The sequence below is a fragment of the Nonomuraea ferruginea genome, assembly GCF_039540635.1.
Taxonomy (GTDB): domain Bacteria; phylum Actinomycetota; class Actinomycetes; order Streptosporangiales; family Streptosporangiaceae; genus Nonomuraea; species Nonomuraea ferruginea.
On sequence record NZ_BAABFD010000011.1, the window covers coordinates 263,723 to 284,873 of the forward strand.

At 71.3% G+C, this 21,151-nt stretch carries 16 protein-coding genes; 4 read left to right on the forward strand and 12 right to left on the reverse strand.

Features of this window, described 5'->3' with window-relative positions; translation table 11 throughout:
- Positions 1 to 39 precede the first annotated feature (39 nt).
- The 3 genes from ABD999_RS22125 to ABD999_RS22135 form a co-directional block, all read right to left on the reverse strand.
- Positions 40 to 1,578 (reverse strand): serine/threonine-protein kinase, encoded by a 1,539-nt coding sequence (locus ABD999_RS22125; RefSeq protein WP_148029637.1) that lies wholly within the window; start codon positions 1,576 to 1,578, stop codon positions 40 to 42.
- A gap of 112 nt (positions 1,579 to 1,690) precedes the next feature.
- Positions 1,691 to 4,069: a serine/threonine-protein kinase gene (locus ABD999_RS22130; protein ID WP_271277171.1), complete on the reverse strand. Its 2,379-nt coding sequence runs from the start codon at positions 4,067 to 4,069 to the stop codon at positions 1,691 to 1,693.
- Between the two features lie 88 nt (positions 4,070 to 4,157).
- Positions 4,158 to 4,796 carry a pyridoxamine 5'-phosphate oxidase family protein gene (locus ABD999_RS22135; RefSeq protein ID WP_271277170.1) on the reverse strand — a complete coding sequence of 213 codons (639 nt, stop codon included), beginning with the start codon at positions 4,794 to 4,796 and terminating at the stop codon, positions 4,158 to 4,160.
- A 67-nt stretch (positions 4,797 to 4,863) separates the two neighbouring features.
- Here ABD999_RS22135 and pdxR point away from each other — a divergent pair, with 67 nt between their 5' ends.
- Complete coding sequence (gene pdxR, locus ABD999_RS22140) at positions 4,864 to 6,255, forward strand: MocR-like pyridoxine biosynthesis transcription factor PdxR (protein ID WP_271277169.1); 1,392 nt, start codon at positions 4,864 to 4,866, stop codon at positions 6,253 to 6,255.
- Here pdxR and ABD999_RS22145 read toward each other — a convergent pair.
- Both ABD999_RS22145 and ABD999_RS22150 read right to left on the reverse strand, forming a co-directional pair.
- Entirely contained in the window at positions 6,242 to 7,366 is a 1,125-nt protein-coding gene (locus tag ABD999_RS22145) for a DegT/DnrJ/EryC1/StrS family aminotransferase (RefSeq protein ID WP_271277168.1), read from the reverse strand. The genes pdxR and ABD999_RS22145 overlap by 14 nt on opposite strands.
- Positions 7,363 to 8,445: a GNAT family N-acetyltransferase gene (locus ABD999_RS22150; RefSeq protein ID WP_271277167.1), complete on the reverse strand. Its 1,083-nt coding sequence runs from the start codon at positions 8,443 to 8,445 to the stop codon at positions 7,363 to 7,365. The genes ABD999_RS22145 and ABD999_RS22150 overlap by 4 nt, the downstream gene beginning before the upstream one ends.
- A gap of 147 nt (positions 8,446 to 8,592) precedes the next feature.
- On the opposite strand from ABD999_RS22150, the gene ABD999_RS22155 reads away from it, so the two are divergent.
- The 3 genes from ABD999_RS22155 (at position 8,593) to ABD999_RS22165 (ending at position 11,923) form a co-directional block, all read left to right on the forward strand.
- Complete coding sequence (locus ABD999_RS22155; protein WP_148029642.1) at positions 8,593 to 9,621, forward strand: phosphotransferase family protein; 1,029 nt, start codon at positions 8,593 to 8,595, stop codon at positions 9,619 to 9,621.
- A gap of 54 nt (positions 9,622 to 9,675) precedes the next feature.
- Positions 9,676 to 10,425 carry an SDR family oxidoreductase gene (locus ABD999_RS22160; protein ID WP_148029643.1) on the forward strand — a complete coding sequence of 250 codons (750 nt, stop codon included), beginning with the start codon at positions 9,676 to 9,678 and terminating at the stop codon, positions 10,423 to 10,425.
- 100 nt (positions 10,426 to 10,525) lie between these two features.
- Positions 10,526 to 11,923: a GH39 family glycosyl hydrolase gene (locus ABD999_RS22165; RefSeq protein ID WP_148029644.1), complete on the forward strand. Its 1,398-nt coding sequence runs from the start codon at positions 10,526 to 10,528 to the stop codon at positions 11,921 to 11,923.
- 2 nt (positions 11,924 to 11,925) lie between these two features.
- Here ABD999_RS22165 and ABD999_RS22170 read toward each other — a convergent pair whose 3' ends face one another.
- From ABD999_RS22170 to ABD999_RS22200, 7 genes are all read right to left on the reverse strand, one after another.
- Entirely contained in the window at positions 11,926 to 15,444 is a 3,519-nt protein-coding gene (locus tag ABD999_RS22170; RefSeq protein ID WP_271277166.1) for a hypothetical protein, read from the reverse strand.
- Between the two features lie 91 nt (positions 15,445 to 15,535).
- Complete coding sequence (locus ABD999_RS22175; RefSeq protein WP_345482856.1) at positions 15,536 to 16,855, reverse strand: lipopolysaccharide biosynthesis protein; 1,320 nt, start codon at positions 16,853 to 16,855, stop codon at positions 15,536 to 15,538.
- Entirely contained in the window at positions 16,848 to 17,651 is an 804-nt protein-coding gene (locus ABD999_RS22180) for a polysaccharide deacetylase family protein (protein WP_148029647.1), read from the reverse strand. The genes ABD999_RS22175 and ABD999_RS22180 overlap by 8 nt, the downstream gene beginning before the upstream one ends.
- Positions 17,648 to 18,589, reverse strand: a complete 942-nt coding sequence (locus tag ABD999_RS22185; protein WP_219543811.1) for a glycosyltransferase family 2 protein — start codon at positions 18,587 to 18,589, stop codon at positions 17,648 to 17,650. Before ABD999_RS22185 ends, ABD999_RS22180 begins: the two co-directional genes overlap by 4 nt.
- 26 nt (positions 18,590 to 18,615) lie before the next feature.
- Positions 18,616 to 19,449 (reverse strand): glycosyltransferase family 2 protein, encoded by an 834-nt coding sequence (locus tag ABD999_RS22190; RefSeq protein ID WP_148029649.1) that lies wholly within the window; start codon positions 19,447 to 19,449, stop codon positions 18,616 to 18,618.
- A 156-nt stretch (positions 19,450 to 19,605) separates the two neighbouring features.
- Positions 19,606 to 20,730: a GNAT family N-acetyltransferase gene (locus ABD999_RS22195; protein ID WP_345482858.1), complete on the reverse strand. Its 1,125-nt coding sequence runs from the start codon at positions 20,728 to 20,730 to the stop codon at positions 19,606 to 19,608.
- Positions 20,727 to 21,149 carry a hypothetical protein gene (locus tag ABD999_RS22200; protein ID WP_246639421.1) on the reverse strand — a complete coding sequence of 141 codons (423 nt, stop codon included), beginning with the start codon at positions 21,147 to 21,149 and terminating at the stop codon, positions 20,727 to 20,729. Before ABD999_RS22200 ends, ABD999_RS22195 begins: the two co-directional genes overlap by 4 nt.
- Positions 21,150 to 21,151 lie beyond the last annotated feature (2 nt).

Below are 21,151 nucleotides of genomic sequence, written 5' to 3' on the forward strand. Positions count from 1 at the left end.
ACCGCACCGGACGTCACCCGTTCCGGTCGGTGCCGCTCCCTAGTCGATGATCACCGTGGGCGTGCTCCTGGGCGGCTCGCCGCCGGTCGGGCTCTCGGACGGGCTGGGCGTGGTCGGCGGTGTGGACGGCGTCCGCGTGGGTTGCCGCGTCGGCGTCTGCCGCGTGGGCGTGGCGGAGGGCTGCGTGGGCGCGGCGGTGCCCCGGTTGCCGGTGTCGGCCTTGCCGGACAGCCTGGTCTCCGGCGTCTCGGCCGGGGTGGACACTGGAGTCTTCACCGGGGTCCGGGTCGGCCGGGCCGTGGGCTTCCTGGTCCTGGTCGGCCGCACAGTCGGCCGCACCGTGGGGCGGGTCGTGGGACGGGTGGCCGTGGGCTGGGCGACGGGCGCGACGGACGTGGTCGGCTGCGGCGTCGTCGCCTCCGGCGTCGGCTCCTCGGGCGTCTCCGTCTCGACCGGCTCCAAGGTGTCGGTCTCCACCGGCTCGGCGCTGGAGGCCGACGGGGTGGGCGTGGCCGTGGTGGTCTGGGCGCGCAGGGCGGTGTCGCCCTTCCACGGGTTCACCAGCACCACCGCCACCGCGATCGCCACCCCGACGCAGGCCGTGGTGATCGCGGCCTTGGCGGACACCTTGCTCAGCAGCTTGGCCGGGCCTTCGAAGCGGGTCTCGGCCAGCGTGGTGACCGCCTCCGCCGGAGCCTCGGGCGGCACCGGCCAGAGCAGCAGGAGCAGGCCCGCCAGAGACGTCAGCCTCCGCCTGCCGCGCTCCTCCCAGTCGGTCCCGTACGCCTCGCGGGCGACGGTCTCCAGCTCCACCAGGAACGCCTCGGCGGACGCCGGCCGTTCTTCCGTGCGCTTGGCCAGGCCCTGCTCGACCAGGCCCTGCAGGGCCGGCGGCACCTCCTCGACGGGCGGCGGCGTGGCCTGGTGCTGGCGGGCCAGCGCGGCCAGGTTGGTCGCCCGGTAGGGGCGGGCGCCGGTCAGGCACTCGAAGAAGACCACCGTGGCCGCGTACACGTCGGTCGCGGGGGAGGCCGGCGCGCCCGACCACTGCTCCGGCGCCATGTACGGCGGCGTGCCGGCCGCGCTGGCGCCGATGCCGGCCGCCACGGCGATGCCGAAGTCGACCAGCTTGCTGGCGCCGTCGCCCTGGACGATCACGTTCTCCGGCTTGTAGTCACGGTGCACGATCCCCATCGCGTGCGCCGCGGCGAGCCCCTGTAAGGAGCCCTTGAGCACGGTCAGCGCGGCCTCGGGCCCCGTCGGGCCCTCCGAGCGGAGCAGCTCGCGCAGCGACACGCCGTTGACCAGCTCCATGACGATGGCCGCGCCGTGCCCGGTCTCGACGTAGTCGATCAGCCTGGCGTTGTGCGGGCTGCGCATCGCGCCCAGCAGCCTGGCCTCCTGGCGGAACCGGGCGACGAAGCCGACGTCGTCCCGCAGCCGGTCGGACAGGTACTTGATGGCGACTTCGGCCCCGTCGTGGTCGCGCGTGGCCAGGACCACCCGGCCGGCGGCGCCGGTGCCCAGCTCGCGGACCTCGGTGTAACCGGGGACCCCCCACCGCTCATCGCCGTTCATAGCGGTCTCCTCTACGGTCGTCCGGGCCCCCACCCTCAACAGACGGAGCGTAGCTTAACCGGCGTTTCACACCTACCGGCATCAGATATCCCGAAATTCGAAAGGGTGAGGTTCAGTCGATCTCCGGCTGTGGAGTCTCCGTCACCTCGGGTTCACAGTCCGGCAGCGTGCCGCCCCGCTGGGAGCCGCCGTTGCCCGCTCCCGGCCGGGTGCTCGCCCGTACCAGCCAGGACGCCCCGCAGGGCGTCTTGACCGCGTATCGGATCGTCCTGGAGTACGAAGTCGCGCCGGACAGCGTGAGCTGCCTCGTACCGGCGATCTTCCCGGCCTGGAACCCCACGACGAGGCGGACCGGCCGCGTGTCACCGGTCCTCACGGCGACCGTGGCGGTCAGCCCGCCCGCATCGGCCACGGCGCGCACGACGGAGACGCTCCTGACCTCGATCGGGCAGACGACGTCGGCGCTGCCGGTGGCCGTCCGGCCCTTGGCGGTGACCCGGACCGTGACGGTGGCGCCGCACGGGCGGCTGCGGAAGGCGTGGCGGAACGTCGTGGTGTACGAGGTGCGCCCGGACGCCTCGGCCGACCGGGTGGCGACCTGGTCGCCGTTGACCGCGAAGGCCGCCGCCACCGGCACCTCGCCGGTGCCGCTGGTGCGCATGGACACGGTGGCTCTGGCGGTCGCGCCCGCCATGGCCAGCCTCACCCGCAGGCCGGTCACCTCGGTCGGGCAGGGCGGCACGCTCACGGTCGACGAACCGTTCCCGCCGCGTGCGGGCGGGTCGGAGACGACGGTGAGCGTGACGTCCTTGCCGCAGGGGCGCTCGCCCAGGTCGTGCGAGACGGTGCGGGTGTAGGTGCGGGCGTCGCCGAGCCGGATCCGCTCGGTGCGCACCTCCTCACCGGCGACGCGCCAGGTGGCGCGGGCGGTGATGGGGCCGGTGCCGGTGGCGTCGACGGTGAGCGCTCCCGCCGCGACGGCGCCCCGGACGGCCAACCGATGCACGGTGAGCGAGGACACCGCGGTCAGGGGCGGCGCGCTCGTGACCGGGTCGCTCGGCGTCGGGGTGCTCGCCGTCGGAGTCACCGTCGGAGTCACCGTCGGCGTGGTCGTCGTCGGCGGGTCGGAAGAGGGCGGGGCGGAGGAGGGCGGGGCGCTGGTCGGCGGGTCCGAGGAGGGCGAGGTGCTGGTCGGAGGCTCGGAGGAAGGCGGGGTGCTGGCCGGCGGGGCGCCGGGGCCGTCCGTGGAGGTCGCGACCGGGTCGGGGCCCCCGGTGACGGCGGGGTCCGGCGACCCGCCCGTGGCGGTGGCCGGGGACCCCGGGTCGCCGATGACCGGCAGGCGGCCGAGCGCCGTGTCCTCCGGGGAGGGGCCCGCGGTGGGATCCCCGGAGGGTCGCGGAGTCACCGCCGGCGGCAGGGACGGGGTGGGCGACGGTGCTTCGGAGGGCGCGGCGGCCACGGGTTCGAGCCGCGTCGGCGTCTCCCTGTTGACGGCCACGACCACCACGGCGGCGGCCACCACGGCGGCCAGCCCGCCCGCCATGGCGACGCGCACCGCCTTGCGCGGCGCTGCCCTGAACACCGTGCGGGCCAGGGTGGTGGTCACCTGCGGGGCGGGCTCGGCGGGCTCGGGCAGCAGCAGCGCGAGCAGGAACACCAGCCCGGCCAGCCGCCGGCGGCCGCGCTCCTCCCAGTCGTCGCCGTAGGCGGCTCTGGCGACCTCCTCCACCTCGGCGACGAACGCCTCGGCGCCGGCGGGCCGGTCGGCGGGGCTCTTGGCCAGCCCGCGCCGGATCAGCTCACGCACCGGCTCGGGCGCGTCGTCCACCGGCACCGGGGCGTGCAGGTGCTGGTAGCCCAGCACGCTCGGCTCCGGCGAGCGGTAGGGCCGGTGACCGGTCAGGCACTCGAAGAACACGGCCGTGGCCGCGTACACGTCGGTCGCCGGGGTGGCGGGCTCGCCCGACCACAGCTCCGGCGCCATGTAAGGCGGCGTGCCCTCGGCCCGGGTCGCCTGACCCTGCTTGACGGCGATGCCGAAGTCGACGAGCTTGCTGTGGCCGTCGTCGCGGACGATCACGTTCTCCGGCTTGTAGTCGCGGTGGACCAGGCCGAGCGCGTGCGCCCCGGCCAGGCCGAGCAGCGAGCCCTTGAGGACGACCAGCGCCGCCTCCGCGCCGGTCGGGCCGCTCTCGCGCAGCAGCGCGCGCAGCGGGACGCCGTTGACCAGCTCCATGACGATGGCGGCGCCCTGCGGATCCTGGATGTACTCCCACAGCGTGGCGACGTTCGGGTCGCGCAGTGTGGTCAGCAGCCGCGCCTCGGAGCGGAATCTGCCCAGCGCGGCGGGATCATGTCGCAACCTCTCGGAGAGGTACTTGATCGCGACCTTGACGCCGGTCTCCTCGTGCGCGGCCAGCACGACACGGCCGCTGGCGCCCGCGCCGAGCTGCGTGATCTCCGTGTAGCCGGGTGCGCTCCACTCCATTTGTCCGCCTCTTTAACCAGGGTCGGCCCACCAGTTGAGACGCGTGATCTAGGGAAGGAGTTTGCCAGGTGCGCCCCTGTTCATGGAACTACTTTCTGTCACTGATGTGAACCGGTATGCCGATCCCGTCTGCGAGCGCCGGGTCGGGCAGCGGCTCGCCCCAGGCGGTGACGAGCGGGAGCACCCCCGCCCACATGGGCAGCGCGTAGTCGGCGTCCTCGTCGCTCGGCGCGCCACGGCGGATCTTGACCGACGCCTCGTCCAGCGGCAGGGCGAGCACGGCGGTGGCGGCCAGCTCCTTGCGGTCCGGTGGCCGGGCGTAGTCCCACTGGCCCGGCGCGAGCTGCTCGGTCAGCGCCCGCAGGGCGGCCATCCGCTCCTCCTCGTCCGTCACCAGCCTGGCCCGGCCGTAGACGATCGCGGAGCGGTAGTTGACCGAGTGGTGGAAGACCGACCTGGCCAGCACGATGCCGTCGAGGTGGGTCACCGTCACGCACACCTCCCCGCCGGCCGCCGCCCGCAGCGACCTGGCCCCCGTCGACCCGTGCAGGTAGAGGGTGTCGCCGATGCGCCCGTAGCCGGTGGGCACCACCATCGGGTAACCGTCGGCCACCACGCCCAGGTGGCAGATCAGGCCGGCGTCGAGCATCTCGTACAGATCGTTCCTGTCGGTGCTGCCACGCTCCTTCGAGCGGCCCAGCCGGGTGCGAGCGGTGGAGGAGAGCATGCGTCGACCGTAGCCGCGAAGTGGACCTATCCTGGAGAGCCACTATCAGCGCCTTCCCGGAGACCACTTGCGCGCCCTCGTCGACCTCCCGATCTCCCTGTCCAGGGAGTCCGACGTGCCGCTGACCGTCCAGCTCGCGGGCCGGCTGCGCGACGCCATGCTCTCGGGCGCGCTCGCGACCGGCGAGCGGCTGCCGTCCTCGCGCGGGCTGGCCGCCCAGCTCGGGGTCAGCCGCACCGTGGTGACCGAGGCCTACCAGCAGCTCTACGCCGAGGGCTGGCTGGAGGGGCGGCACGGCTCCGGCACGTTCGTGGCCTCGATGGAGACACCGCCCGGCGCCAACGGGGCCGCCGCCGCGCAGGCGCCCGCCCCGAAGATGGCGCGGCGGGAGGTGCCGGGCGACCACGTGATCAACCTGTCGCCCGGCCGCCCCTGGGTGCGCGACTACGACGTGGCCGCCTGGAAGCGGGCCTGGCGCAAGGCCGCCGACCTGCCGCCGGGCGACTATCCCGACCCCTACGGCCTGCCCAGGCTCAGGGAGCTCCTCGCCGATCACCTGCGCAGGGCCAGGGCGGTGGCCGTCGGGCCGGAGAACATCCTGGTCACCCGCGGCACCGGCAACGGCCTCGACCTGTGCGCGCAGGCGCTGCTCGGCGCGGGCACCCGCGCGGGCGTCGAGGACCCGGGCTACCACGTGGCCCGCACGGTGTTCGCCGCCAGGGGAGCGGAGGTGGTGGCCTGCCCCGTGGACGAGGACGGCGTGATCGTCGACGACCTGCCCGGCGGGCTGCGCGTGCTCTACACCACTCCCGCCCACCAGTACCCGCTGGGCGGGCGCCTGCCGATCCCGCGCCGCGAGCGGCTGCTGGCGTGGGCCAGGCGCACCGGCGCCACGGTCGTGGAGGACGACTACGACGCCGAGTTCCGCTACGACGTCGCCCCGCTGCCCGCCCTCTACGGCCTCGACCCGTCGCGGGTGGTGCTGCTCGGCACGCTCTCGAAGTCGCTGGCGCCGGACGTCGGGGTCGGCTGGCTGGTCGGCACGCCCGATCTGCTCGACAGGATCGCCGCCATCCGCCGCGCCGTCTCCGACCGCACCAGCGGGCCGGTGCAGCAGGCGGTGGCGACCCTGCTGGAGCGCGGCGACCTCGACCGCCACCTGCGCAGGATGCGCCTGGAGTACGCGCGCAGGCGCGCCGTGGTGGTGGAGTCGCTGGGACCGGTCTGCCGCCTGCGCGGCGACACGGCCGGGCTGCACGTGCTGGCCGAGCTGCCGCCGGGGCTGGCCCCCCGCGTCATGGAACGTGCCGCGGAGCGAGGGGTGCTGCTCGACACGGCCGAACGCCATCATCACGGGGTCGAGCGGGTGCACGGCCTGGTCATCGGGTACGGTTCCGCCTCGCTCGCGCAGGTGCGGCGGGGCTGCCAGATCCTGGCCGAGCTGATCAGGGAAGGCTGAACGCCGGGGCGGCCTCCAACTCGCGCAGCAGCGGCAGTGCCCGGCGCGCGTACAGCGGGTCGACCGGCAGCACGTGCCGGGCCCACCAGCGGGCCGGCGTCGGGTCGGGCGAGGGCTTGGTGAGACCCGGCGCGTAGTCGTCGTACGGCGGGTCGTAGAGATAGCCGGTCGCCACCCCGCGCCGCTCCAGCTCGGCGATGGCGGCGTCGCGGTCGCGCACCAGCAGCGGCACCCTGAACAACGGCTGGTCGAGGTGGTCGCGCACGGCGGGGGCGGCGATCGGCAACGACGCGAGCAGGGCGACCCCGGCCAGCCTGCGCTCGCGTTCGCGCGGCACCTTGGCCACCCGCCTGGTCTGGTACCACCGGGACACCCGGCCCCGGGCGGCGCGGTAGTCGTGCAGGTCGGCCCGGACCCACGGGTCGAACGACGGCAGCGAGGGCGCCCGCGGCAGCGCCTCGGCAAGCTCGCGGGCCATCAGCGCGATGCGGTAGCCCTCCCGCTCCTCCTGCAGGCCCAGCGCCCGCATCAGCCACAGCGCCGGGCGCACCAGGTCGAGCCGGAGCGCCGCCTGGCGGGCCATCGAGGTGGCCACGGCGAACAGCTCCGCGCGCAGCGACCCCGGCCGCAGCAGGGCGTCGCGGGCCTGCTCCAGCGACTTCAGGTCGGCGCGCTCCGTAACGGCCAGCACCCCGCCCGAGCCGGCGGCGGCGTGCTTGCCCAGGCTGAACACCCCGGCCAGGCCGAACGTGCCGAGCGGCCGGCCGCCGACCGAGGTCTCCATCGCGTGGGCGACGTCCTCGACGAGCACCTTCCCGGTGAACGCCGTCACCTGGTCGGGCAGCCCGTACAGATTGGTCGTCAGGACCGCGTCCACGGAGGAGAGGTCGGCGCGGGCGACGTCGATGTTGCCGTCGCGCGGCGACAGCGGCGCGATCACCGGGCACAGGCCGGCGGCGAGCACCAGGAAGAGGATCTCGTCGGCGGAGACCGGCGACATGAGCAACCGCTGGCCGGGCGAGCACCAGTGGCGCAGCGCCAGGTAGAGACCGAGCCGGTTGGAGGGGAGGAGCAGGCAGTGGCGGCCGGTGCGCTCCTCCAGGAACCTCATCCGGCCATCCTGGCCCGCAACCGGCCGTAGGTCTTCAGCGCCTTGTCCGCGGTCCTGTGGAGCACCGGATGGGCCAGCACGGTGGCCCTGGCCCTGCGCGCGGGCACCCGCATCATCCAGTGGACGCCGGCCGGGAGGCCGGGCCTGGCGAGCCGGCCCTCCGCGACGGTGAGCTCGCCGGTCTTGAGCTTCTCCTTGTACTCCTTGGCGCCCCGGCCCATGTCGATCAGCTCGATGCCGGCGGCGGCGGCCTTCTCGGCCATCGCCAGGTGCTGGATGAGGCCGGGGGAGTACTTGGCGAAGGCGGTGTCGTAGGCGGGGAACCAGCCGGCCAGGGTGGTGCGGGTGCGGACGCCGAAGTGGCCGGCCACCGGCCGGTCGCCGACGTAGACCATGTCGAGCACGCCGGCGAAGCTCTCGCCGCGGGTCGCCTGCAGCCGCTCCACCAGCTCGACGATCCACCGGTGGGAGAACCGGTCGGTGCGGCCGGTGCGGCGGTACTGGTCGGTCTTCCAGTTGAGCAGCGTGTGGAGCGGTCCCGGGTCGGTGATCGCGAACTCGTGGCGCACCTCACCGGCCTCGCGCCCGAGCTTGCGCTCCTTGGCCAGCGTCGTCTTGTAGGTCTTGCCGGAGTTGGCCCGCAGGAACTCGGTGTAGGGGCCGTAGCCGTCGCTCAGGTCGATGACCGGCGACGGATAGGTCTCGTAGGTGGCGCCCAGCAGGGGCTGCCCGATCACCAGGTGGTCGAACTCGTAGACGCTGAGCCCGCACTTGCGCAGCAGCTTGAACGGGTCGATCTCGAGGTCCTTGGCGTAGATCATGCCCTGGGCGTCGGTCAGACCCGCGGCCACCGGTTTGCCGATGCCCAGCGGGTGTCGCTCGAACGGGAAGAATCCGACGATCTCCGGCCCGTCGTGGATCACCGCGACCCGCACGGCGTCGCGCAGCTCACCGACGGTGAGCGTGAACTCCGGAGACAGGAAGGGGTTGTCGAACGCCGTGTCGCTTTCCTGCAAAGCACGCCAGCGGCTGATTTCGGCGTCTCCCAGCTCTCTGGGATGAGCGAGGGTGACCTGCACTGGGCTCCTACTGTCGACATGCCTCGGGGCGGCAGACATGTGGAAACTCAGCTTAAAGGATCGGTGTGTCGCCTGTTCTCGCAGGTGCGGAACGTTACGCAACTCCCAGGTGGTTTTCAGAACCGAATAACGTTCTAATATCAGACCATGACCGTACCTGGGATCGACCGGCCCCGGCTGTTCGCCTGGATGGGCCGCCACGCGCCCGACGCCGGTGAGCCGCTGTCCGTCTCGCTCATCTCCGGGGGCAGGTCCAACCTGACCTACCTCATCGAGACCGGCGAACGCCGCGTGGTGCTGCGCCGGCCCCCGCTCGGCCACGTGCTGCCCACCGCGCACGACATGGCGCGCGAGTGGCGCGTCATCTCCGCGCTGGCGCCGACCCCGGTGCCCGTGCCCGGCCCGGTCGCGTTCTGCGCGGACGAGGACGTCATCGGCGCGCCGTTCTACCTCATGGAGTACGTGGAAGGCGCCGCCGTTCGCGGCCGGGAGGAACTCGGCGACCTGCCGCCGGAGGGGACCAGGAGGCTGAGCGAGCGGCTGGCCGAGGTGCTGGCCGCCATCCACGCCGTCGACTACCGGGAGGCGGGGCTGGACGGCTTCGGCCGTCCCGACGGCTACCTGGCCCGGCAGGTCGAGCGCTGGTGCAAGCAGTGGGAGCGGTCGAAGACGGAGGAACGGCCCGACTTCGACCGCCTGGCGGAGCGGCTGCGCCGGAGGGTGCCCGCACACTCGGACGGCACGCTCGTGCACGGCGACTACCGGCTCGACAACACGCTGGTGCGGCTCGGCCCGGAGCCGGAGATCCGCGCGGTCGTCGACTGGGAGATGTCGACCCTCGGCGACCCCCTCGCCGACCTCGGGCTCACGCTCACGTACTGGCAGGACGCCGGGGACGAGGAACGGGCCGGGATCCCGGTCGCCGGGGACGTGACGGCCGCGCCCGGCTTCCTGAACGCCGCCGAGTTCGCCGCCCACTACGCGAAGGTCTCCGGCCGCGACACCGCCGAACTGGGCTTCTACGTCGCGCTGGGCAACTTCAAGCTCGCGGTCATCGTGGAGGGTATCCACGCCCGCTTCCGCCAGGGTAAGACCGTGGGGGAGGGGTTCGAGCGCATCGGCGGCGCCGTGCCCACCCTGATCGCCCGCGCGCACCGCATGCTCGGCCCGTCCTGACCGCCGGCCACGCCTGACCCGACGCCAGTCACACCCACCGCCCTGAGGAGCGTCATGAGCACTGTTGCACTGATCACCGGAGCGGCGAGCGGCATCGGCGCCGCGGTGGCCCGCCGCCTGTCGACGGGAGGCGCCAGGTGCGTCCTGGTCGACCTCGACGGCGACGGCGCCGAGCGGCTCGCCAAGGAGGTCGGCGGCGTCGCCCTGGCCGCCGACGTGCGCACCGAGGAGGCGTCCAGGCAGGCCGTCGCACTGGCCGAGAGCACCTACGGCCGGCTCGACCTGGTCCACCTCAACGCCGGCATCTCCAGCGGCGTCGACCTGAACGCCTTCGACCTGGCCCAGTACCGCAAGACCGTCGGGGTGAACGTGGACGGCGTGGTCTTCGGCGTGACCGCCGCCCTGCCGCTGCTGCGGCGCTCCGGCGGCGGCGCCATCGTGGTCACCGCGTCGCTGGCCGGGCTGGTCGGCTACGACGGCGACCCGATCTACACGATGACCAAGCACGCCGTCGTGGGCCTCGTCCGCGCCCTCGCCCCGCCGCTGGCCAAGGAGCACATCCGCATCTCCGCCGTCTGCCCCGGCTTCACCGACACCCCGCTGGTGGCCCAGGCGCGCGAGCTGTTCATCAGCGCCGGGTTCCCCTTGCTGGAGGCCGACGAGGTCGCGGCCGCCGTGGAATCGGCTTTTTACGCCGACGACACCGGCAGCTTGCTCGTGGTGCAGCCGGGTAGGCAACCGGTGCCGTACCGTTATGCAGGGGTTCCTGGACCCGCGAGCGGCCAGCGGCCACCATCGTCCTGACCGTTCGCAAGCCACTCGCAACCCGGACGGTTACGGTGAACAAGGTCGAGGGCCTGGCGCTCGGCCTTGTTTGGAACGTTCGTGAAGGGGTGGGTTCAGGGTGATTCCGACGGACGGCAGGCATGCCCGCAAACGGTCGCCATGGCCGCTGGCCGTCGGGGCGGGGGTCGTCGCGGTCCTGCTGGTCGCCGGCATCCTGACCTACGCCGGTCTGCGCTCGGAGCCGGACGACGGGCCCACGAGTTACGTCGGCGGCGAGATCGCCTCGTCCGCGCCCGCCGAGCCCGCGCCCGAGCTCGACCCGCCCCCGGCGGTGGACGACTGGCCGCGCTGGGGCATCACCCACACCCAATACAGCGCCGACAACGAGGACCGCGTGGCCCGGGAGGCGGCCAGGGGGATCCTCGGCCGGGTCCCGATGCTGCAGAACCAGCACATCATGGGCTGGGGCGCCGGCAACCCCGAGCCGAGCCCCGGCCAGTACAACTTCGTCGACCTCAACAGGCGGCTGAAGTTCATGGCGTCCTCGCGGTCCATCCCCGTGATCACGCTGTGCTGCGCGCCCGACTGGATGAAGGGCGGCCAGGCGGGCCGCACCGACTGGTCGAAGAACCACACGGTCGCGGTCAAGCCCGAACACTTCGACGACTACGCCAAGCTCGCCGCCCGGGTCGCCAAGCAGTATCCGACGGTCGAGTACTACATGGTGTGGAACGAGTTCAAGGGCTTCTGGAACGCCAGCACCAACCGGTGGGACGCCGAGGGCTACACCGAGCTCTACAACAAGGTCTACGACGCGCTCAAGAAGGTCAACCCGAAGATCAAGGTCGGCGGCCCCTACGTGCCGATCGAGAGCTCCAAGGCCGACAGGCCGTCCGAGCTGAAGGGCACGTACGGCAGCGTCGACCAGCGGGCGCTGGACGCGATCGAGTACTGGATCGAGCACAAGAAGGGCGCCGACTTCATCGTCGTCGACGGCGCCACCATGACCACCGACGGCGGCAACGTCCCCGACGACTTCGCGGCCACCGAGAAGTTCAGCGCGATCAGCACCTGGCTCAGGCAGAAGAGCGGCGACCTGCCGGTCTGGTGGGCCGAGTGGTACGTCGAGCCCGACGACTCCGGCTGGACCGAGGACAAGCGGACCGCCGTCCAGGCCACGGCCCTCATGGAGTTCGCCAAGAGCGGCGTCTCCACGGCTCTCTACTGGAACCCGCAGACCAGGGGCCGCGGCGAGTGCGCCGGCTGCCTGTGGCGGTCCGGCACCGGCGAGGAGATGCCCATGGCCGGCCTGCTCAGCGGCTTCACCAAGTGGTTCCCCGCCCACGCGCAGCTGGTGCAGGTCCAGTCCTCCGACAAGCGGATTCGCGTCCTGGCCCAGGAACGCCAGGTCGTCATGGTCAACACCGCCGACACCGCCGTGACCGCCACCGTCGACGGCAAGCAGGTCACGCTCCAGCCGTACGAGATCCAGTGGAGCGGCCGCGGCCCCGCCTGACGTCAGTTGAGGCCCGCGATGTAGACGAACCGCTCCACGATCACCCCGAGCGCCACCGCGAAGGCCGGGATGGCCACCGCCAGCATCCAGCGGCGGGCGCGTGGCGCCCGGCGGGGGCCGTTGAGCCTGATCACCTCGTAGCCGAACAGCGCGATCCAGGTCACGGCCAGCGCCCCGATGCCGACCGGCGTCCACGGCGAGGTGGGCTCCCCCTGCACCTTGTACGGGCGAGGATCGGGGATCTCCGTGCCGCGCACGAACTTGCCCCACGTGTAGAGAGCGGCGTCGTCGTTGGAGAAGACCCTCTTCAGCTCCGGCGCGGCGTCCAGCGCGGCCCGGAACTTCTCGCCCCAGCCCTCCGGGAAGCCCTCGTTGAGCTGCAGGTAGCTGACCTGGCCGCGGCTGACCACCACGTAGGTGTTGCGCGGGCTCTCGGGGCCGGGCTTCAGCGAGTCGATCACCCCGGTGATGTTCGTCGGGTCCTTGAACACCTGCGCCTGGCCGGCGAAGTTGACCAGCTCGATGTCGCGCTCGCCCCACGGCAGCGTGGGCGTGACCTCCGGGCCCAGCTTCGGCACCAGGTAGACCACCCGGGCGCTCGGCTTGTCGTGCTCGTACACGTGGTGCATGGCCGCGACCTCGCCCGAGGTCACCCGCTCGAACTTCTCGTTGCCGTAGCGGGCGACCAGGAAGGCGCCCGCGAACGCCACCGCCATGCACGCGGCCAGCACCAGCGAGATCTTCCTCGTCAGGTCGGGGTTGAAGCGCACGTTCCGCTTGCGCAGCGGGACGGTCTCCTCGCGCACGTCGGCGCTGTCGGCCGGCATGTTGGGGAAGAACGCGTACGCGGCCAGCAGGCACGCGCCGGGCAGCGCGAACATGTAGATGCGCAGCCCCATCTCGCCGCCGTAGCTCTGCATCGCCAGCGCCAGCGCCGGCACGCAGAGCAGGATGAGCGCCGCCCGGTCGAACACGCCCCGGTGCAGCCGCCTGAACAGGCCCACCGCCGCCAGCGCCAGGATCACCACCAGGATGCCCAGCCGCGCCTGCAGCACCAGGGCGTGCAGCGCGTCGGTGCCCTCGATCCGGTCGCCCGTGTTGGTCTGCAGGTTGTCGAGCACTCGGCCGAGCCCGCCGAAGATCGTGTCGATCTGGCCGACCCAGAAGCCGACGGCCATGTAGCTGATCCAGGTCAGCACCACCAGGCCGAGGAAGAACGGCAGCCCCCACGTCAGCGAGGTCCGCTTGAACAGCAGGAACGCCGTCAGCACGCCGAGCATCATGAACGGCGTGATCTGGTGGGACGCCGTCGCGGCCACGAACAGGGCCAGCAGCAGCATGAGCATGAGCAGCTTGTCGGCCCGGAACATGCCGGTGTTGGCCAGCTCGCCCGGCGTCATCGCGTCCAGGCGGGCCAGCAGCCTGCGCAGCCCCTTCGGCGGGATCGGCTTGGTGCGCGGCTCCACCCGCCCGAACCAGCGCAGCAGGATCGCCACGAACACCAGATAGAGGGCGAACGTGAAGCCCTGCGGCGAGAAGTAGTCCTGCCCGATCCACTGGACCAGGATGAACAGCAGCGCCGCGAACCAGCGCGCCCGCGTGGTCGCCACCACCTGGCGCAGGATGAGCACGAACGGCAGCAGGTAGAGCAGGTTGGACAGCAGCGGCGACCAGTTGAGTATCGGCGTCAGGTCCTCGATCCCGGCCGCCTTCGTGACGAACGCGAACAGCGCGAAGAAGCCCGGCCAGCCCATGCGGGCGTCGATGTTGATGGCCGTCTCGCCGGTCCTGCCGATGAACTCCACGAAACCGGCATGGATGTACGCGGTCGGGAACCTGGGTTCCTCGGCCACCAGCGCGCCCACGCCGTGCAGGGCGAACGTGATGGCCGCGATCTGGAACAACAGCAGGAACTTGCGGTCGGTGCTCTGGGCGACCGTGACGAAGAACGACACGACCATGATGAGGATGGCCGCGAACGCGGTGACGGGCAGCGCCGAGATCAGGCCGAGGCCGTTGATCTCCTCGGGGTCGACACCCCAGTACGGGCCGGGCGGCGCCTTGACCGCCAGCACGTACATGACCAGACCTTCGAGCACCAGCAGCACGGGCAGCCACCGGGGCGCGCTGGCCAGCAACCTCGCCCAGCGCCCTCCCTGCTCGCCCGCGGCGCCTGGCGTCGCGACCGGCTTCTGCCGCACCGCGGTCGCGGTTTGCGCGGCCGCCGCGCCCTGCTTGGAGGCCGCCGGAGCTTCCGCCGGGTCTTTCTGGAGACTCGCCGGACCCTGGGGTGCCGCTGGATCTTTCTGGAGAGCCTTCGGAGCTTGGGGCGCCGCGGGGTCCTTCCGGGGACCCGCCGGAGTTTGGGGTGCCGCCGGGTTCTTTTGGAGAGCGATTGAGGTTTGGGTGGCCGCCGCGTCCTGTGGGGACGTGGTCTCCTGTCCGCCGTCTTCCGCCTTCGCGCCCGGCTGCCCGGGCTTGCCCTTGGCGGGCGCGGACGCCGCCGAGGCACCCGCCCCTCCCGTGGCCTTGCCCCCGCGAGCGGTGGGTGCCGGCGAGCCCTTGGCGGCCGGTCGTGAGACTCCGCCGGTCGAAGGGGAGGTGAAGTCCGTGGTCGGCGGGGCCGTGGATGCGCCGGAGTCCTTACGGGCCTGCTGCGCGGGGAACGGAGTCGTGCCGGAGACGTCCTCCGTGGGCTTGGCCGAAGGGCCGAACTTGAGCTTGGGCAGCGTGGCCGTCTCCGGCTCGGCGTCCCCTTGCCCAGGTGCGGCAGCGGGGGCCGCCCCCTCAGCCTTCGGCTTGGCCGCATCGCCCACCGGCTTCTGGCCCGAGCGGGCCCCCTCTGCCTCGGCTACGGCCTTCGTGCCCGAGCGGGCCTCCGTCTCGGGTGCGGCCTTCTGACCCGAGGGGGTCTCCGCCTCGGGGACTGCCTTTTCACCCGAGCGGGTCTTCTCTGCCTCGGGTACGGACTTCTCGCCCGAACGGGTCTTCTCCGTCTCGGGCACGGCCTTCTGGGCGGACCGGGTCTTCTCGGGTACGGATTGCGCCTTGGAGGCGGTGGTGCCCTTGGACGCGGGTGGTGGGGCGGCCGCGGCAGCGGCCTCTTCGGCGGTCGGCGGGCGGCCGATGTGGACCGACGGCGGGCCGGGGATGCGGAAGGTCAGGGTCTGGCTGACGTCCTCGGAGTCCCGCTTCGCTCCGCGCTCGTCCTCGGCGGAGTCGCCTCCGGAGGAAGCCGCGGCACGCGCTCCGGCAGGCCGCTCGGCGTCCGTCACGACGTCGGCGGGACGCGCTCCGGCAGGCCGCTCAGCGCTCGCCTTGGCGTCGGCGGGACGCTCTCGGGCGGGTCGCTCGGCGTCGGCGGGGGGCTCTTCGGCCGCCTCTTCGTCGGACGGGCGGTCGTCGGCCGAGCCGTCGGTGGGCTGGTCCGCGTCGGCGGGGTTGGGTGTGTCGGCTCGGTCCTTGGCGGCATCGAGGTCCAGCCGCGGGATGATCCCCGTAGCCTCCGGATCGAAGGGCACCTCTGACTCCTCTCCCGTGTCCCCCCGTACGCCGGAAGAGCCGGTGAAACGCGCTGTCATACGATCGCCGTCCCGTTGCCTCACGTGACCATCATGGGGCCCCGGGCGACCCCTGAACGACGCTGAGCAGCCTAGTGTCGGCAGGTCTGAGAATTTTACGTAGTTTTCCGAAGATCACCAATGCGATGAGACTCTGGCTGATCAGCATGCCGTACCCCACCGCTTCGACGCTCGCGAACGGGAACAGCACCGCGATCGAGGTCAGCACCAGCGCCGCGAGCCCGATCTGCAGGAACGCCAGCTTCCGTACCTCGCCCTGTGCGCGCAGCGCGCTCAGGTAGATCTCGATCAGCACGCGCGGCAGCACGGCCAGCGCCATGAGCCGCAACAGCAGCGTCCCCTCGGCGGCGAAGGAGTCACCGAAGATCTGCAGGATGAGCGGGGCGGCGGCGACGGCTACCACGATGATGGGCACGATGATCATTAAGGCCCTGCGCAGCGCGTTGCGGCAGTTGACCGCCAGCTGGGACCGGTCGAAGGACCCCTCCACGGTCAGCGACACGGCCATGTTCATGGCCAGCAGCTCGATCATGCAGCCCAGCGTGTGGGCCATCGAGAAGCGGCCGAACGTCGCCTCGCTCACCTGGGTGGCCACGGCCACCGGCACCAGGTAGACGATCGCCAGTACGGAGAGCGTGCCGGGGAAGTCGCCGGACAGGAACCTGCCGATCTCGCGCAGCCCTGGAGGGTGCGGGTGCCGCTCGGCGGTCTGCCGCATGTGCCGCGGCACCACCACCCCGAAGATCAGCCAGTTGATCGGGATCAGCGCGATCGCCGTCGGCACCATCCAGGAGACGAAGATCCCGCCGTCGGGCAGCGCCCCGGCGAGCGCGACCAGCAGCCCCATCTTCATCAGGCCGAACACGATGCTGTTGACCGGGACCCAGACGGCGTTGCGCAGCCCGGTCAGCACCACGTCCTGGAGCGTGAAGACGGCCCAGACCGCGACCGCGCCGAGGAAGAACAGCCCGGGGCCGAACCCGCCGAGCACGGCGTAGGTGTCGCCCCACAGGGGCAGCGTCAGCAGGAAGCCGATCGCGGCGGTCACGCCCGTGGCGGCGGCGATCCCGTAGCCGCGCAGGATGAGCCCCGGCGTGCTCCGGCCGCCGATCGGCAGGTAACGCGCCAGCGCCCCGACCAGGCCCAGCGCGGTCAGCGACGCGAACAGCCGCATCAGCGTGATGACCGCCTGGCCCCGGCCGAACTCCTCCTCGGAGAAGTAGTGGGCCGCCAGCAGCCAGTAGCCCATGCCGAGCACCGCGGTGATGCCGGTGTTGGCCATCAGCGCGTAGCCGTTGCGGAAGAGCGGGTTGCGGAGGTCGCTCAGCACCTTCCGCCAGAGGCTAGACATTGCCGCGAACCCGTTGCAGCCCGTATCGCGTCCTTCTGACGACGGCGTAGCCCTTGGTCAGGATGCGTTCGCGCAGGTAGATCAGGGGCACGGCGGTGCCCTCGACGGCCTTCTTGAACATGCTGATCGTGGTGTGGCGGGCGACGGTCAGGCGCGGGATGGCGAGCACGTCGTGGCCGTCGGCCGCGATCGTGTTGTTCACCGCGCAGGCGGCGAAGTAGCCGGCCTTGCGCACCTCGCGGCGGACCCGCGCGCTGGAGTAGCCGTAGGGATAGGCCATGGTCGCCACAGGAGTGCCGAGCTTGTCTTCGAGCAGGCCCTTGTTGCGGCGCAGCTCCTGGCGCAGCTCCTCGCCCGGGAGCTGGTCGAGCTGCGGGTGGCTGTGGCTGTGGCCGCCGATCTCGATGCCGGTCTGGGCGGCCTCGCGGGCCTGGGTCCAGCTCAGCATGTCGTCCAGCGGCCGGCCCGCGGCGTCCTTGCCCGCGTCGGCCACCCACCCGCTGGTCAGGAAGACCGTGGCGGGGAACGCGTGGCGCTCCAGCAGGGGCAGCGCCTTCGTGTGGAAGTCGGCGTAGCCGTCGTCGAACGTGAGCACGATCGGCTTGCCGGGCAGCTCGACGCCGTTGATCTTGTTGAGCCGGGCGACCAGGTCGCCCAGCGTCAACGGGGTGAAGCCGCTCTCCGCCAGGTAGGCGAGCTGCTCGTCCAGGTCGGAGGGGCGCACCGAGTGCGGTTTGGTCTCCTCGTTGGGCGAGTCGGTGACGGAGTGGTACATCAGGATCGGCACCCGGATCACGAGCGCACCCCCTTCAGCCGGATCGAGCCCACCAGGTAGCCCCAGGCGGTCCAGGCCAGCCCGACCACGATCGCGCCGGCCCGGCCCAGGCCGCCGAGGTCGCCTCTGAGCGCCTCGCCGAGACCGCGCAGCGCGCCCAGCGGCAGCGTCTTCATCGCGTGCGCCCGCTCGCTGGACAGCCCGTCCTGGGTGCCCACCTCCTGGGTCACCAGGGCCTTCGACAGGCCCTCCGCGTAGCAGCGGGAGCGGAAGTAGCCGAACGTCTCCCGCTGCCTTGACACCTTGTGCCCGATCGCCGCCGTGGGCTGGAAGAGCATGACCGAGCCCGGCTTCCGCTGACTCAGGCGGATGCAGAACTCGGTCTCCTCGCAGCCCAGCGGCCGGCTCTTGCGGCCCTGCACGCTCCGGCCGATGCCGCTGTGGAAGCCGCCCACCTCGGACACCGCCTCGCGCAGGAAGGCCGCGTTGCCTCCCATCACGTTGCGGATCGGCGCCTTCACCTGGGGCATGCCCCGGTAGCTGCAGCCGACCGTCCAGTCGAACTCGTGCGGGAACCAGCGCGGCCTCCGGCCTGAAGCCCAGATGGGTTCGGTGCGACCGCCCACGCCGACGACACCCGGATCCTGGAAGCCCTCCTCCAAAGCCTCCAGCCAGCCGGGATCGGCGACCGCGTCGTCGTCGAGGAACGCGACGATCTCACCGTTGGCGATGGCCACGCCGGTGTTCTTGCCGCCCGACAGGCCCTGCTCGTGCGAGTTCTCCACGACGATCGCGTGTGGATAGGCGCGCTTGAGTCTCAGGTGCAGGTCGGGGTTGTGGTCGACGACCAGGATCAGCTCGCGGGGCGGGCGCGTCTGGCGCTCCACCGACTCCACGGCCTCCCTGATGTCCTCCCACCGGTCCTCGGTGTAGACGCAGATGACGACAGACGTGTTCACGACGATTCCTTCAGGCGTTCGAGCGCTTACGCCACACCCCGGTCCGCGGCTGGGGCGGCGGCCGGCTCGGGCCTGGGCGGCGCGGGCTGGCGACGCCACTCACGCATGATCGTCCTGAGCACGCGCAGGCCGTCGCGTACCACGTGCAGGTTGCTCTCGCCGTGGATGCGGTCGCGCTCGTGGCTGGGCACCTCGTGCACCTTGAGCCCGCCCTTGGCGGCGCGGATGTTCATCAGCGTCTCGACCTCGAAGCCGTCGCAGTCGAGGTCGAGCACGTCGAGGTGACGCGACCAGAAGGCGTTGTAGCCGTAGCAGAGGTCGGTGTACTGGGTGCCGTACATCTTGTTGACGATGCCGGTGAGGACCCTGTTGCCGAAGCGGCGGCTGAAGGTCAGGTCGTCGCTGCCGCCTCCGGAGGCGTAGCGCGAGCCCTTCACGAAGTCGGCCCCGGTCATGAGGGCGCCCACGAACGAGATGATCTCGTGGCCGTCCGTCGAGCCGTCGGCGTCGATCATCACGATGATGTCGCCCGTGCAGGCGGCGAAGCCCTCCGCGAGGGCGTTGCCCTTGCCCTTCCCGGTCTGCGTGACGATCTTGACATTGGGCCGCAGGCGCCGCGCCACGGCCACCGTGTCGTCGACGGAGTTGCCGTCGACGAGCACGATCTCGTCGATCCACTGCGGCAGCGTGGCGAACACATGGGGCAGGTTCTCCGCCTCGTTCATCGCCGGAACTACCACACTCACTGTGGGTGAAATGGCCAAGTGGGGCGTGATCGGCGTGAATCGCTCAATAGGCGGCATCGAACGCAAGGGCATGACGTGGCTCTTGCCGTTGTGCTGGACGGTGTCGGAACTCATGGCGAAGTTGATCCTTCCGGGACCGGCCGCGGCGTGCCGGCGCCAGTGTTTCCCCGGTGCTGAGGGAACGCCTGACGAGACAGGTGGTGCATCGGCCGGTCCAGTGAGGTGCGGGTGGTGCTCGGGTTGTGCTGCTGAAGTGCTGACGGACCGCCACTAGGGCGCTCCCGGCACTTCCTTCGGTACTGCGTTCGGATCGTGCTGGACGGTACTGCGGACCCGCCCGAATCCTTTGAGGACTCGATCGGCTGCCTTATAGAGAGACGGCCGATCCAGCACGATAGTTCGGGCCTTGTTGAAAGGAGTTCGGCCGATCCAGTGGACGGCCGCCGCCGGCGTCGGCCTGGACACGCGCCCCTCGGCGACGTAGAGAGTGCCGCTCTTGAGCCAGTCCTTGTACTCCTTGCCGCCCTTGCCCATGTCGATGATGTGCAGGCCGCTCTTGGCCGCAGCCTCCGCCATCTGCATGTGGTGGACGATGCCGGGGGAGTATCGGGCGTATTCGGTGTCGTACGCGGGGAACCAGCCGACGAGCGTGGTGGCCGTCATCAGCCCGAAATGGCCGGCCACAGGCACGTCTCCCGCGTACAACATGGTGAGCACGCCGGAGAAGTCGGGCGACCTCGAGGCGTGCATCAGACCGGTCAGTTCGACGATCCACGGCTGGGCGAACCTGTCGACCCTGCCGGTGCGCCGGTACTGATCGGACTTCCAGGACAGGAGCGTGCGAAGCTCGGACTCGTCATCGGAGGCCCAGGCGAGCCGGAGCCCGCCGTGTTCCCTGCCGAGCTTGCGCTCCTTGTAGCGGACAGTCTTGAGATTCTTCGGGGAGTTGGCCTTGACCTGGTCGAGCCAGTTGTCGAAGCCGGTGGTGAAGTCCATGACCGGCGCCGGGCGGACGTCGCTCTCGTACGGGGCGAACGTCGGCTGGCCGGCGACCAGGTGGTCGAAGTCGTACACGGTGAGCCTGCACGCGCGCAGGAGCGCGCGGGCGTCGAGCTGCAGATCGGGAACAGCGATCAAACCATGACAAGTAGTCAGGAATCCGCCGAGAGGCTTACCAATACCGAAATTGTGTCGCTCATAGGGAAAAAATCCGACAATACGGTCTTCGTTCTCAATAACGGCAACCCGTACATAATCCCGCAATTGATCCATGGCGAGCGCGAACTCCACCGACAGGAACGGATTGTCCAGACTCGGGTCGGCCTTCTGGAGCTCCCGCCATCGTGCCCGCTCGGGCCCGCCAAGCTCGCGCGGGCGCACGACGCTGATCTTCACCTTGCCCTGGCCCCCTGTTCGGTCTGCATGTTCTTCCCCCGGTACAACACGCGAAGCACGTACATGAACCCGCCGAGCACGGCGACCGTCGCCACGCCCGCCCGGGGTGACCACGCGTCGAACAGCAGCATGGCCTGGGCCAGCAGCACGTTGATCACGAGGCTCGCGGCGGCTCCTACCGATAGTGCGGCAAGCGGATCACGATCGCGCAACAGGCCGACGACCGCGGTGCCCGGCACGACCAGAAGGAAGAGGGAGATCAGGAACGGCCGCAGAGGCGTGTCGATGTCGAGCAGAGCGATGACCGCCCCCGCTATGCAGGCCAGCGAGAGCAGCCACGTGACCGCTCTGCGGTGCTGCTTGAGCATGCCGTCTCTCTCCCGGTTCTTCGCTTCGAGGTGCGCGGTTGATCGCTCCATGG